General features: G+C 52.7%; 8 protein-coding genes and 1 pseudogene. 2 read left to right on the forward strand and 7 right to left on the reverse strand.

Annotated elements, in window-relative coordinates:
• Positions 1-8: 8 nt before the first annotated feature.
• From GC128_RS11655 to fimA, 3 genes are all read right to left on the reverse strand, one after another.
• Positions 9-2,576 (reverse strand): fimbrial biogenesis usher protein, encoded by a 2,568-nt coding sequence (locus GC128_RS11655; protein WP_151994442.1) that lies wholly within the window; start codon positions 2,574-2,576, stop codon positions 9-11.
• 34 nt (positions 2,577-2,610) lie between these two features.
• Complete coding sequence (gene fimC / locus GC128_RS11660) at positions 2,611-3,306, reverse strand: type 1 fimbria chaperone FimC (protein ID WP_151994443.1); 696 nt, start codon at positions 3,304-3,306, stop codon at positions 2,611-2,613.
• 117 nt (positions 3,307-3,423) lie between these two features.
• Positions 3,424-3,975 carry a type 1 fimbrial major subunit FimA gene (gene fimA, locus GC128_RS11665; protein WP_151994444.1) on the reverse strand — a complete coding sequence of 184 codons (552 nt, stop codon included), beginning with the start codon at positions 3,973-3,975 and terminating at the stop codon, positions 3,424-3,426.
• Positions 3,976-4,422: 447 nt separating this feature from the next.
• Between fimA and GC128_RS11670 the strand changes: the two genes are divergently transcribed.
• Positions 4,423-6,828 carry a DUF3772 domain-containing protein gene (locus tag GC128_RS11670; protein ID WP_193216251.1) on the forward strand — a complete coding sequence of 802 codons (2,406 nt, stop codon included), beginning with the start codon at positions 4,423-4,425 and terminating at the stop codon, positions 6,826-6,828.
• A gap of 201 nt (positions 6,829-7,029) precedes the next feature.
• A complete protein-coding gene (locus tag GC128_RS11675; protein ID WP_226812081.1) occupies positions 7,030-7,413 on the forward strand; it encodes a hypothetical protein in 384 nt (127 codons plus the stop codon).
• 97 nt (positions 7,414-7,510) lie between these two features.
• On the opposite strand, the pseudogene GC128_RS11680 reads toward GC128_RS11675, so the two are convergent.
• The 4 genes and pseudogenes from GC128_RS11680 to GC128_RS11695 all read right to left on the reverse strand — a co-directional run.
• A pseudogene (locus GC128_RS11680) lies at positions 7,511-9,085 on the reverse strand (carbon starvation CstA family protein); the annotation flags it as partial.
• Positions 9,086-9,428: 343 nt separating this feature from the next.
• Complete coding sequence (locus tag GC128_RS11685; RefSeq protein WP_151994446.1) at positions 9,429-10,673, reverse strand: cytochrome c; 1,245 nt, start codon at positions 10,671-10,673, stop codon at positions 9,429-9,431.
• Positions 10,670-11,224, reverse strand: a complete 555-nt coding sequence (locus GC128_RS11690) for a (2Fe-2S)-binding protein (RefSeq protein WP_120065299.1) — start codon at positions 11,222-11,224, stop codon at positions 10,670-10,672. The genes GC128_RS11685 and GC128_RS11690 overlap by 4 nt, the downstream gene beginning before the upstream one ends.
• On the reverse strand, positions 11,221-14,010 hold the full coding sequence (locus GC128_RS11695) for a xanthine dehydrogenase family protein molybdopterin-binding subunit (protein ID WP_151994447.1): 2,790 nt from the start codon (positions 14,008-14,010) through the stop codon (positions 11,221-11,223). The genes GC128_RS11690 and GC128_RS11695 overlap by 4 nt, the downstream gene beginning before the upstream one ends.
• Positions 14,011-14,069: the final 59 nt, after the last annotated feature.

A 14,069-nucleotide genomic window follows, 5' to 3' on the forward strand; every position in this document is an offset into this window, starting at 1 on the left:
CCTGAATCCTATGAACAGGTCGCACTCGCCACGACGATTGCCTGAGTCAGGCTTTCAGGCGGTAATGTAAATGGTGCGAAACACTGTGATCCTTTGCTCTCGCCCCACTGAATCAGCAGTTTTCCCTGGAGTGGCAAGCCGCTAAGGTAAATTTGCCCGTCATCGCCGACCATACTGGTGATGCCTGTGGTTTCTTCGCGCACCACAGAGCCGAACGGTACCGCTCGCCCACTACGGGTTACGTTGATGATTGCCCGCACGCCCACGCGCGCCTTAAATTCCGCACGCACCAATGCGCCTTCCGTAGGCACCACACTGCTGACATTGTTTTCAATGTCGGTGTGGTTATCCATGGTGTTGGTATCGAGAGCGATACGGTTGTGGCGATAAACCGTGGCGTAAGGCATCACCGCGTATCCGCGCCAGTCAGTTTTCACCCCGGTCTGGTTTTCGACGCCCACCCCGCTGGCTCCCGGCGCTTTTATTAACACGTTGGTGTCACCAAGCGGCTGGCTAAACGTGATGCCATCGGCGTGACCCACCACGCCGCCAGAAGCCTGCCAGTTGTAGTCGTGTTGGTCGCGGTCGTAGTTGTAGCCTAGCCCCAATGTGCCGTAGGTAGCCTGCCAATTAGCCGTGGCACTTCCGCTGTAACCGTTAGTGTCGCTGTGGCCTTGAGTGACACTGTAATTGAGGTTTCGGTCTTCAAGTAATGTTCCGCCGATACCTGTTTGCACGGTAGCATCGCCATCTGAGTTGTTACTGGCAGCAAAAGTGGCGTAAGCGTGATCGATGGTGCTGGTGCGCGAATAGCCATGCCCCAGCAAGGTGCTGAATGGCACCGAAAGGTTAAAGGCCATAATGCGATCGCTATCGGCGATCCCGACGGATTTACTCCACGACATAGAAAGTGAGTAGCTGATCCCGCGCCAGCCGCTGGCATATCCGGCCTGATACCAGGTATTGTTCTGGCTGGTTTCCCAGTAAGTTTGCTGGCTGCCTGAAACATAGAGTGACCCGTAATCACCCAGTGATTGAGAAACGTTGATTTGAAATCGACCGCGCTTGCTATAACGCAAGTTGTGGTAGCTCTGCACAACCGGCTCATTTTTGCGTCCACCATCCGCTTCATCGGCGTATTCGTAGCCTTCGATATTTTTGTATGCCACCTCATCGAGCGTATAAAAACCACGCGTGGAATAGCGGTAACCCAACAGCTGGAAGTTAGTGCCGTAACCGCTGAGGGATTTGGCGTACAGGAACCGTAGCGACTGGCCTTGATGGTCGCTGTCATCTGCAAGTCGGCTGCGGGCGTGGGTAATATCCATTGAAAGCGCCCCCCACTCCCCGAGGTTTTTCCCGGCCCCCAGCGCCACGGAGGTATAGTCTTCGGCTAGCTGAGTACCGCCATAGGCGGTAAAACCGTAGGGTAAACCCGCAATCAGCGTGGCCTGGGTGAAGAATGGCGTATCCTGCTGGTCGCTTCCGCTACGGAAATTCCCGGTCACCAGGTCGAATTTCAGCCGCCCTTCCCGTTGCAATAACGGGACAGTGGAATAAGGCACGGTGTATTTTTGCTGGGTACCATCTTTTTCTTCGAGAGTGACCTCCAGGTCGCCGCTGGAAGAGGTGGGGTTCAGGTCACTGATGGTAAATGCACCCGGTGAAACGTAGCTTTGGTAAATCACAAAACTGTTCTGGCGAATGGTGATTTTGGCGTGGGTACGTGCGATACCGCGTACCGTTGGCGCGTAACCTTGCAGGCTGTCGGGGTACATACTGTCAGCCGAATAGAGCCGCGCCCCGCGAAATCCCAGACTGTCGAACACATCGCTACCCGTGTTGCTGTCGCCTAATACCAGCTCGCTTTTGAGTGGAATAATCGTCCGTTGAGCATAGGTGCTGATGTTGTTCCAACTGTTAGTGTGGTAGCCATCTCCGCGAGTGTAGTTCCAGGCACCGCTGTTACGCAGCCGCCAGGCTCCGTAGTTCAGGCCACTTTGCAGGCTTAAATAATAGTTATCGTCGTCGCTGCCATGGTTGCCGGTAAAGCTGTAGTTGAGGAGCGCTGCCGGAATCCCTTCGTCCCACTCCTGCGGCGGTATATAGCCCCGGGCGCTGTTAAGCAGCGATGCCTGCGGCAAGCTGATATCCAGGCGTAGTTTGGCAAAATCAAAATTTGTCTCAGAATCAGGGATAAGCACCGCGATCGGTACACATTCCCCGGACTTAAACTTCGCAAGCGCCGGATAAGCGAGCATGTTCAGGCCCAGCCGCTTCAACCAGTCAGTGTCAAGGCACGGTACCAGGCCGCTCGATTTTGCTTTTCCGCCACTGGCGTCGCTGGCAATAAAACGGAGATCCTGGGTCGAGATAAATTCATCGTTACGCCAGATGTCCACGCGATAGACACCCGGTGCCTGATGGCTACCTTTTTCAAAACGCGATAAATCTGCCATGGCGGCATCTTCTGCCGACAAAAACCCAGGGTTAAAGTAGCTTTCCCCGGAGCTGATTACCGGCCACAGCGCGGCCACTATCATCGCCGCAAGCGGGGGGACTGACTTGTTGATCATCTGCCAGATATCCTTGTTGCGCAGATTACCTGCATTACAGCATTACGCCCGCTTGCACAGGCGTCACCGCGCCATAGTCATTGACGGTCTGGAAGGAGATAGCACCTTTTAGCGCGGGTGAAACCGCCACTTGCGACACGCTTTTTGGCGCGACCAGGGTATTAGCCAGTTTTTCGTTGCCAATTTTAAGATTGACGGTGCTGACGTAATACGGTGAAGGATTGTGAACGCTCAGTTGCCCGCCGTTGCGGCTAAAGCGCAGTTGTTTTAGCGCCTCTTCTGGCTGCATTTTCAAGTTTTGAGGACGCACAAACAGCTTGATGCGCGACAAAATCGCCAGTTGCAGTACGTTGCTGCCGTCGAGATTATTTTTATCGACCGAGGGAATCGCTTTCACGTTCATCCAGAAAATAGTTTCGCGGTCTGTTGGCAACGGTGGCCCGGCGTAAATAATACGCAGTGTGTTTTCGCTCGATGGCTCACTAACAAAAAGCGGAGGCGTGACAATAAAACTTTTATCTCTGGCACCTGTACTATTTTCAATCCACGAGTTCACCAGAAAGCGTTCTTTGCTATCGCTATTATTAATTGAGAGCGAAGTTTGTTTTGCCTCGGCAGGATAAATAACCCGTGTTGCACCCAGTGCAACGCCACCGGCAGCTTGTGCATTAAAGCAAAACATTAACAGGCACAGCATTATGGCCGAGCCTTGTTTAAATAAAGTCGTCATCACACGGCACCATCATTATTACTAATATTAAAATGTTTAATTCAGGAATAATGAATTTCTGTTCGTTAATAAAAGAAGCCTCATTTCTGAGGCTTGCGTTATCCCTGCAAAACTTAATTATTCGTATTTCATTACAAATGTCGCATCAGCGTTGGCCTGGCCTGCTGTAGCGATGGCTGCGGTAGATTTATAGCGCGCGGTGAACGGCAAGGTGTTCGTCCCGTCAATCAGTGTCTGCGCGGTGGAGAAGACAGAACCATCCGGGGTCAACACTTTCGATTTGCTGTCGAGGATTTCGATACCGACGCCGCCTGCTGTGGTGCTGTTGTCACCCGAGTTAATCGCCAGAAGCGTAGGGTCGGTGCCGTCAGTCTGGCCTGAGAATGAGACAGAAGCCAGGGTGGAGACTGTGGTGTCGCAATCGTTAAGCACGATGGTGAATGGGATCTGCGCGGAAGTGTCACCCACTTTAGTAAATGCAGCCGTACGGTATTGGCCCAGTTTCACCGTTTGATCGGAAGACTGCGTGCTCACCGCACAGGCCGCATTCACTAGTTCACCTTTAAAGTGAACCGTACCGCCATTTACTGTCACTACATCGGCCTGAGCTGCACCGCTCACTAATGCAATACCTGCAACCAAAGAGGACGCAATTTTGCTGAATTTCATCGAGATTCCTTTAATTATTAAATTACCCTATGTGAATAATGCATCCTTCATTATTCCAGTGAATAACCGGGGTCATATATAGCCAACCCGCTCACCTCAATCCTTAAGGAGACATTTATTTATCGTCAGCAATGAAGTCTAAATTAATATTTAAAACACCATCTCTTCGACGATGAGCAATTTAAGTTAAATAAATATTTAATAACATGTAACAAACCTTTATCTTGCCTCAGTAATGTCCTATTAAGCTCTAAGATATCGACCTACGACTTCCGGATGGATGAGTGATGCTGACGAAGAAGCACCATGAAGGGTGACGCTTGGTGAATTAAGCAGATAAAACCTGGTACACTCAGCGCCAATTCAAGATATTCTTAGCAAATTGTTTTTACGCCGCTAATTTATTGATTCACTGGATCTGTCCTGATGATACCAAAAATGTTAAAAATGCCTTTGCTGCTGTTGGCATTGTTGTCTTGTTTAATGGTGATGCCTTTCCCGTCTCATGCGGATGACCCTACCGGGCAAACAGCCAGTGAAGAGCCGGTTAAGATCAATGCCAGCACGGTCATTCCCGCGTTGCAAAAGCGCCTGGATTCACTTAAGCAGCGAGTATCCGCGGCAAAAACCGATAAACAATTCACCAGCCTAAATGACGATTCGCAAAAATTGGTGAGTGAAGCCGATAAGCTCGCCGTTGCACTGGCACCACAATTAACTCAGGTTCAGGCACAATTGGATGTTCTTGGACCGGCACCGGCACCAGGGGCACTGGCCGAAACGCCGCAAGTTGTTAGCCAACGCAAACAACTGAACAACAGTAAAACCTTGCTCACCACACAAATCGAGCAAACCAAAGCCATTGCAGTTGCCGCGCAAAACCTCTCTTCGCAAATTTCTGGATTGCGCCGCGATGCGCTCAAAACACAAATTGCCCTGAATACCGGCAGTATTCTTGGCGAAAAATTCTGGTCACCCGTATTCGAACCCAACGACAAAGACGCTGCACGCTTCGGTGAATTTGGCACTCAGATTAGTGATGCCTGGGCCGAGGCCTGGAGCGATGAATGGCGAATAGGTTCGGGTATCTATTTGTTACTCGCGCTGGGGATTGGGGTGTTTGGTCGTTTCGGGCTGGATAAACCAATGAACTGGATTCTGCCTCGCTGGCTGCCGCAAGGCCGTTTTCGCCGCAGTTTCCTCGCCTGTTTCACAACCTTGAGTACAACACTGACGCTGGGTATCAGCATACAATTGCTGTGCTATACCTTCACGCGCCTGCCTGATACCTCGCCATGGGTTAATGAGTTTGCAGGACAATTGGTCGAGCTGACCTATTTTTCCGCGGTGATTGCCGGTCTTGGCATCGCATTGCTCTCCAATAGTCACCCTTCCTGGCGTCTGCCGGGTATTGCCGACCCGCTGGCAAAAACGCTGGCGTCATTCCCGATTTTACTGGCAGCCTTCATATTTATCTTCGGTATCATCGAGCAGTTGAACTCGCTGGTTGGAGCGAGTATCGATGCCACGTTATTTGGTAATGGTCTGGCCGCTTTGCTAGTTGCGCTCAATTGCCTGATTGCACCTGTTCGCGTCAACCGAATACGCAGGAAAATGCGTGCCGAAGGCGAGCAAACAGAAGCGCGTTCAACCGTTGCGGGCCTTATTCACCTCGTCATCAGCCTCACCGCTTTTGTTATCCTGCTGGCGCTGTTGATTGGTTACATTCCACTGGCCCGTTTCGTCACCTTTGAATTGTTGTGGATTGGCCTGGTGGTTTGCAGCCTGTATCTGCTGATTCACTTCGTGGTGGACTTGTGTGAAGCAGTATTCTCTCCGTCAACCCACAGCGGGAAAATCCTTAAAAGCACGCTGAGTCTCAACGACCGCCATCTGTCGCTTGCCGCGACTCTGTTCTCAGCGGTTGGGAAGACATCACTGCTGGTAATGGCAGCAGTCGCTTTGCTTAACGGTACCTTTGGCACGACAACGCCGATGGAGTTACTGACTAAAATCGCGGATATGTGGGGTGGTAAAGGCCTCGAAGGGATGAATATCATCCCGGCTCATGCACTTAATGCGGTGTTGTGTCTGGTGGTGGGCTGGTACGTTCTACGCTCAACTCGTCGCTGGCTGGATAACGATTTCCTGCCAAAAACCAATATGGACCGCGGCCTGCGCGCTTCGCTGGTAACACTGTTCACTAACGTCGGTTACGTGCTGATTATCATGCTCACGTTGTCGATGCTCGGTATCGAATGGAACAAACTGGCATGGATAGTCAGCGCCCTGTCGGTTGGTATCGGTTTTGGCTTGCAGGAAATTGTGAAGAACTTTATTTCCGGCTTGATTTTGTTGACCGAGCGTCCGGTAAAAGTGGGCGATCTGGTTAGTATCAGCGGTGTTGAGGGTGATATTCGCCGTATCAACGTACGTGCCACAGAGATTCAATTGGGTGACAAATCAACGGTCATTGTGCCGAATTCCCAGCTTATTTCGCAGAACGTACGAAACGCCACGATGGGCAATGCGCAAGGTGTGGCAACTATATCTCTGACTTTCCCATTGGATATCGACCCTGAGCAAGTCCGTAATTTACTGCTCGAGGCGTATAACCTGCATGAATCGATTCTGGAAAACCCTCAGCCCTCAGTCAGCTTTAAAGAACTGGGGCCAACCGGGATTGTGCTGAGTGTTACCGGTTATGTGAACAGCCCGCGAATGGTCAGCTCAACGCGCAGTGACCTGCTTTATGAGATCCTCAAAATGCTGCGCGCGGCAGGTATTAGTCTTAGCCAGACACAAACGATGATCCTTGAGCAGCCAACAAGCAAAGTTGTAACCGAAGAGTAAATACCTGGCCGCAATGTGCTAAACCGGATTGCGGCCATCATTTATCATTATTAAGAATATTCACCACAAAACCCATTCACCAATTTGATATAAATCAGTATCGGTCATCTCGCCCGGCAGCATTATCTCGCTCCGGAAATATTTCCCTTCTCATATTCGCGCTTGTGAATAGATTGAGAACAAATTCTGATAAGAGAGTTAATGATGAGCAAACTGAAAACGTTAGTGATGGTTCTGGGTTTTGTCGCTTTTTCTGCTAGTGCCAGCTTGCCGCTGTTTAACGGCAAGGGTCAGCCGGGTGATGTGCATATCGACCAGGGCGGTCCGGTTTACCTGAACGGTAAAGAAATGAAGCTGAAGAAAGTTAACGATAACTACTATGAAGCCACCGGCCAGGGCATTGTGCTGTCTATATCCACAACGCCAGACGGCAGTGCAGATGTGAGCTGGACCGGCAAACATCGCGCAAACGGTGTGATTGTTTCTGCAGAGCAAGCCGCCATTGACGCTAAAGGCGTATCCGGTCGTCCGCTGGATTGCAGCCGTAGTGACCTGACCAAAGCAGAAGCGAAAGCCTGCCAATAAAAAAAACCGGTCATGGAAGACCGGCTTTTAGCACTGTTCAAATCAATTGCTATTAAGACAACAACTCAATTGGTTCTGAATTCCCGCGAGCACGCCACAGCACGTACCAGCGTTTTTCCGACATACGCAGAATAATGGTTGCGCCAATCATCAGTCCGATTGAAGCCATTAGCTGGTTAGAAACACCAAACAATGCCCACACTGAGTTGATATCGCCAGAGTTCAGCAAATAGCCCCACAACAGGCAAGCGACGATGCTGCAACCAATTGCACCCGGCATCCAGTTAGTGCGTTTGAGTGGTGGCCAAATATCGCCGAGGAAATCTTGCAGCAAGTAACGTGCAACGCGAGTACCGGAGTCTACGGCAGTCAGAATAAACACCGCTTCAAACATCACGACAAACTGGAAGAAGTAGGATGCCAGATGGCTGAACCACGGAATACGCGTAAAGATATCAGCCATACCGACGGCAAGTGTTACAGCCCCACCAGTACGTCCATAAAGGTCAAGACCGATAGATTCGCTAAGCTGCGGCAAATTCACCACATCCATACCAAGGCCAGCAAACACTTCGCGCGAGGAGTTAATGGCAAAGTAGTCAGCAGGGTGCAACGAGGTGGCAGCGATAAGCGCCATCACGCCAACTACACATTCCGCAAGCATCGCACCGAAAGCAACGGGCAGAATATCGTTCCATTTGTCGATTTGCTTAGGCGTTGTACCGGAACCGATAAATGCATGGAAACCGGAAATCGCGCCGCAGGCGATGGTGATAGAAATAAACGGCCATACCGGTCCTGCCAGCACAGGGCCATTACCGTGGATAAACTGCGTCACCGCCGGGAACTGAATTTCTGGGTTGATGAACACCACACCAACGACCAGCGCACCGAAAACACCGATTTTCATAAAGGTTGAGAGATAACCACGTGGTGTCAGCAGCATCCAGACAGGCAGCGCAGTGGCGAAGAACGCGTAGAACGGCAGCACCAGGCTCACTGTTGAGGCACGAAGGCTCAGCCACTCGCCAAATGAAGATTCCTGAATATATGGGCCAATGATCACACAGGCGAAGATAACAATGATCCCAACCCAGGTTGCACCGCGCATACTGCCGGTATAACGCTCCCAGAGGCCAACGCAAATCGCTACAGGGATAGTCATAAACACCGCGAACATGCCCCATGGGTTACGTTCGAGTGCATGCACCACCACCATCGACAAACCCGCCATGGTAATGGTGATGATGATGATGAATAGCATCGCAAGCCCGGTACACCAGCCAGCAACCGGGCCAAGTTCCGCTTTTGCCACTTCTGAGAGTGACTTCCCGCGGTGTTTCATCGAGGCGAAAAGCACTACGGTGTCGTGCACCGCACCACCCACCACACAACCGATAAGCAGCCATAAGAAGCTCGGCAGATAACCGTATTGTGCCGCCAGAACAGGGCCTACTAACGGCCCTGCTGCCGCAATTGCGGCAAAGTGGCTGCCGAAGTTAACCCATTTTTTTGTCGGGACGTAGTCTTTGCCGTCCTCAAGAACATGTGACGGTGTGATTTCTGAGTCATCAGCATTCAGAACTTTACGGACGAAAAACACCCCATAAAGACGATAGCAGATGGTCAGAACACACAAAGTCGCGATAACAAAAGTTAGTGCGTGTTGCATAACCCACTCCATTGGCAAAGGTAAAAAGTTCAGCGCTATGCTGGCATGGGTTGGTTACGCAATAGGCGGGAGTTTTGGTGAGCGGTTGAATGGGGAGTTAAGCGGTTGCAAATGGGGGGAGCGGTTTTGGATTTCCTCTTGTCAGAGTGAGTCCTATGCCCGGACGGTGGTTTTCCGTTCACCTAAAAGTACTTCGATCCTTCATAAATCTGCGAACGGTGAACGTGCCAGGTGGCTCACGCCAGCCCCCTTACCCGTTCACCGTTCATTGATATTTATGGGAAAGGAGAACTTCCAGGTGAACGGAACACCGCCATACCCGGCATAGGCCCCAACCCCCAGTTTACTTCTGCGCTGGTCTCAGCGCCTTAACCTGATCCACCGTCACATCCCCCGGCAAACCACCCCATGTCACACGCAGATAATTCACCAATTCGGCAATTTGCTCGTCGTTCAGACGATCACCAAACCCTGGCATACTTTGCATACTCTCCCCGTTCGGGAAGTTTTGCGCAGGCAGGCCGTCCATCACCGAAACGATCAGGTTCTTCGCATCCGGCTGGCGCAGCGTCGCGTTGTTCAGCATCGAAACCGCAACGTGCGGTTTGCCCTCGCCTTCACGGGCGTGGCAGCCAGCACACTGATCCAGATACGTCATGCGCCCTGCTTCTTTGCCCTGGCCGAGTTTCGCCGGGATCGCCGCCGGAGGCGCTTCGCCCATCAGGTACGTCGCCATCGCTTTTTGATCTTCAGGCGTCAAATGCTGCGTGCTCAGATCAACCACCATGTGCATTTCGCTAAACGCGCTGCCCTGTGGCGCAATGCCGGTGGTGAGGAATTGCTTCACATCGTTCGGCGTCCAGCCGCGTTGCGCTAACGCTTTCGGCGTAATATCCGGGGCCATAAAGCGCCCAAGTTCCCCACCCTGCATCGCTTTGTCGAGCTTCATCTGGCCGAGTAATCCGCGCTCGGTATGGCATTCGCCACAGTGCCCAAGCACATCAGCCAGATAACGCCCACGCTGCCAGTCGGCAGAGTTGCCGGTGGAAATAGCAGGCAGTGGATTTTTATCGTGGAACAGGATATTCCAGCCAATCAGCGCGATACGCTGGTTGAACGGGAAGCTCATTTCGTTATCCGGCGTCTTCACGTCTACCGCCGGGCGGGTCATCAGATACGCATAAATATCGTCAGAATCCTGGCGCGAAATGTTTTTGTACGAGGTGTATGGCATCGCCGGGAACAGATGGCGTCCGGTTGGGCCAACGCCCTCGGTCAGCGCTTTGTAGAAATCATCTTTCGTCCAGCGACCAATCCCGTAATCAGCCGACGGCGTGAGGTTACTGCCGTAGATCGTGCCGTATGGGGATTCCAGCGGATAGCCACCCGCCAGCGGTGCGCCGCCGGATGCCGTGTGGCAAGCCGCGCAGTCAGCCGCTTTAGCAAGATAACTGCCGCGCTCGATTTGCTCTTTGCTGGCGGTGACTTTTTGCACCGGGCCGTCATACGTGCGGTATTCCCGCCAGTACAGAATCGCCACAATAATGGCGATAATCACCAGTACGATTAGCGCGAGACGCTTTTTCATTTCACCGCCTCCTTCACCAGCCCCGGCGTTTTCAGCACCACGTCGCGCACCGCTTCGTAGTAACGCACGTAGCCGGTGCAGCGGCAGATGTGGTTTTCCAGCGCCTGGGAAATTGCGCCTTCCAGTTCGTCGCGCTCGATTGGCTCGCGCTTGAGTTTCTCAACAAAAATCGTGGCGGCATTCACAAAACCTGGTGTGCAGTAGCCGCACTGGAAACTGTAATGATCGAGGAATGACTGCTGGATTGGCGAAAGCTCGACGACTTCGCCCTGCTCGTCAACTTTGGCGTGGCCTTCCACGGTGCGGACTTTTTTACCGTTAAAGAAATGCGCGCCGGTAATGCAGGTGCGCACTTCTTCACTGGTGCCGCTTGGGTTATCGACAATCGCTACACAGGCGTGGCAAATGCCCTGCCCACAGCCGAGGCGCGAACCGGTCAGATAAACATATTCGTGGAGGAAATCGATCATCATCAACCCTTCCGGCACGTCAATCGGGCCGTACGGTTTGTTATTGATGGTCAGGGTCATTGGTTTGGTTTTGATGCTCATGGTAATACCTCACGAATATTTTCAGCACGGACAGGCAAATCACGGAAACGGTGACCGGTGGCGTCGGCAAGCGCATTAACAATCGCGGCAACCACCGGGATCATCACGACTTCTGCCATGCCTTTAGGCGGATCAGTTTCCGAAAGCGCAGGCAGGATATCGCCGGTCTGTTTCCAGACGGCAACATCGCTGGCGCGCGGCATGTGGTAACGGTTGAAGTTCCATGTGCCGTTACCCGGCCCGTCTTCGTAGAGAGGTAAATATTCGTGGAGCGCGTGGCCGATACCCATCGCCAGGCCGCCCTGCAACTGCCCGGAAACCAGTTCCGGCACGATCAAGTTGCCGCATTCCATAATTGAGTGGTGATTGAGCAGTTCGACTTCACCGGTTGCGAGGCTTACCGCAATTTCTGCCAGCGTGCCGACCGCGCTGTAGTACGTCACCGCCGCGTTGTTACGCTGGGTTGGCGGGTAGTAAACGTGTTCACGAGCAAGCGTTACGAATTCGCCGTTGCCGTTGCGCACCGATAAACCATCAATCGGCAGGCGTCTGCTTTGCTCGCCCAGTTTGAAATCAGCTTCTGCCCACTGCCAACGGTTGAATACGTGCACCGCAGCACCGGTCATCAGCCCCATTTCGTGGGCTTTTTTCGCCAACAATTCGATGCTGAGAATTTCCATTCCGGCCGCGGTTAAGCCACCTTCAACCCAACGGGCATCGTCGATACGCACCACTAACGGAGCCGCCTGGCCGCCGCCGATTCCGGTACTCCAGATTGCCATCGCCGCAGGCCACACGCCCTGCTCGAACACTAAACGCGCCGCTTCACGCGTGCTGTGCGAGAAGTAAAAAGCCGAGTTGCTGGCGCTTGATGGCGAGCAGTAAGACGGTGACCATGCCGGGTTTGCCGCCAGTTTGTCCTGCTCTTCCTGGGACATAATGTACGGGTCGCCACTGGTGACAATCGGTAGTGTCGACCAGTCGGTGACGGAGAAATGCGCTTCGTCGGCAGGTTTCCCCAGCCATTGCGCGCACAATACCGATTGCGAGGTCGACATGCCGGTGCCCATTTCCGCACCGCTGTGGTGCAAAGTAATGCGACCATCGGCACTCAATTCCACACGCGCAAACGAGGTTTCGGCACCAGTGCCAAAGTCTTTTTGCACACAGCCAAAGCCGACGCCGTAGCGTTTGCCTGGGTTCTTCATTTCAAATTCGGCTTTGCGTTCAGCACGTTTCAGCCAGATTTCATGTTTTGCGGCTTTTGCCAGCACTTCATCCACGCGAATCGCCCCGGCCGGAATAGCGCCCTGGGTGTTTTTCATGCCGGATTTCAGCGCGTTGCGCATACGGAATTCAATCGGGTCGATTTTCAGCTCGGCGGCGATTTCATCAACCATCATTTCGGTGGCGGCCATGCTTTGCAACGTGCCGTAGCCGCGAGCGGAACCCGCGTCGATAGCGCGGGAAGCGATGCCGACTGCCGACAAATCACTTTTCGGGAAGTAGTAAATGGACTGCGCAGCCGTCGCGCCGACCATGGCAACTGATGGCGTAAAGTTGCTGCGCCCGCCGCCGTTGGCGGTCATATCGCCTAAAAACGATTGCAGCACGCCGGTCTGTTTGTTGACCGCAATGGTGTAATTCATGTCAAAGGCGTGGCGTTTGATTGAGGTCTGGAACTGCTCGTAGCGGTCGTTGGCGAGGCGCACCGGATGGCCATCGCCATACATCGCGGCAACCGCGCCGTAATACGGGAAGTTATAGTGATCTTTCGAGCCGTAGCCCACGGTGTAACACGGATGCAGAATTAGCTGTTTTACCGGCGAAGTGGCTTTTGCCAGCATGCGCGGCATTTCGTCGGCCACTTCCTGCGGGGATTGCGTCGGCACCACCATATGCAGCGTTTGTGTGGCAGTGTCGAACCAGCCGTTGGCGTTATCCGGCTCAAGGGCGGCGGTGTCGATGGATTGCGTGGTGTAGCGGCGTTGTAGCACCAGCCAGTCTTCAGGCGGGTTCTTAAGTTCATCGGCAATCATGCCCGCGTAATACATGCCTTCCTGATCCAGCTTGCCGCCTTCTCGCCCTTCAGGCCAGACCGGCAAATGCTTTTTCATCGATACCGGGAAAATCGGCATGTCTTTCAGGCTGGAGAAATGATCGTCGTCTTGCGAGGTGGCGCCGCCGACGCGCACAAAGCGGAATGTGCCCCACGGGTCACGTTCCAGCGGGCCGATTTCGGCACCGTACTGGATCACTTCATCTTTGAATTTCAGTTTGTCTTTGGCAAAGCGGAAACGGGCAAAATCGTGGTAAATCAGAATGGCAACGGCTTGCCCAAGATAGGCCGGCGTTTTGCCGGTTGGCAGCAGCATGTCTTCGCCGTAGAAGGCCGGGAATGCCAGGCCATCACGCGCCAGATCCTCAGCGGTGACGATGCGATCCGGTTTCAGCTCATCGCCCAATAAAGAGAGATCGATACCGCTAAATAGCCTGTCGGCTTTAGTGGTGCGCAAAATAAAGGCGTGCGCCTGTTTCTGCGGCCAATGAGGCATGTCAATCGCACGAATATCACGGGCAAAAACTTTCTGCCCAATCACTTTTGATTGCCCGTCGATTCGGAAACGGATGCGTTTGTTTTTAGCATCCCAGTTCGGCGAGTGCAGAATTTTTTGTTCGAATAGCGCGGCGTAGGCACGGCTATAGAGAGGGGCAAGATATACCGCGACTCCGGCTACCACCGCGCGTTTAATAAAACTGCGCCGTGATGGATTAAAATTGCTCATAAAACATCCCATTTAAATTTATTATTGTCTTTTTTTCAAACAATTATGCGTAGTTCTTA

Origin of the sequence: Buttiauxella massiliensis (genome assembly GCF_902500225.1) — a bacterium.
Classification (GTDB): Bacteria; Pseudomonadota; Gammaproteobacteria; order Enterobacterales; family Enterobacteriaceae; genus Buttiauxella; species Buttiauxella massiliensis.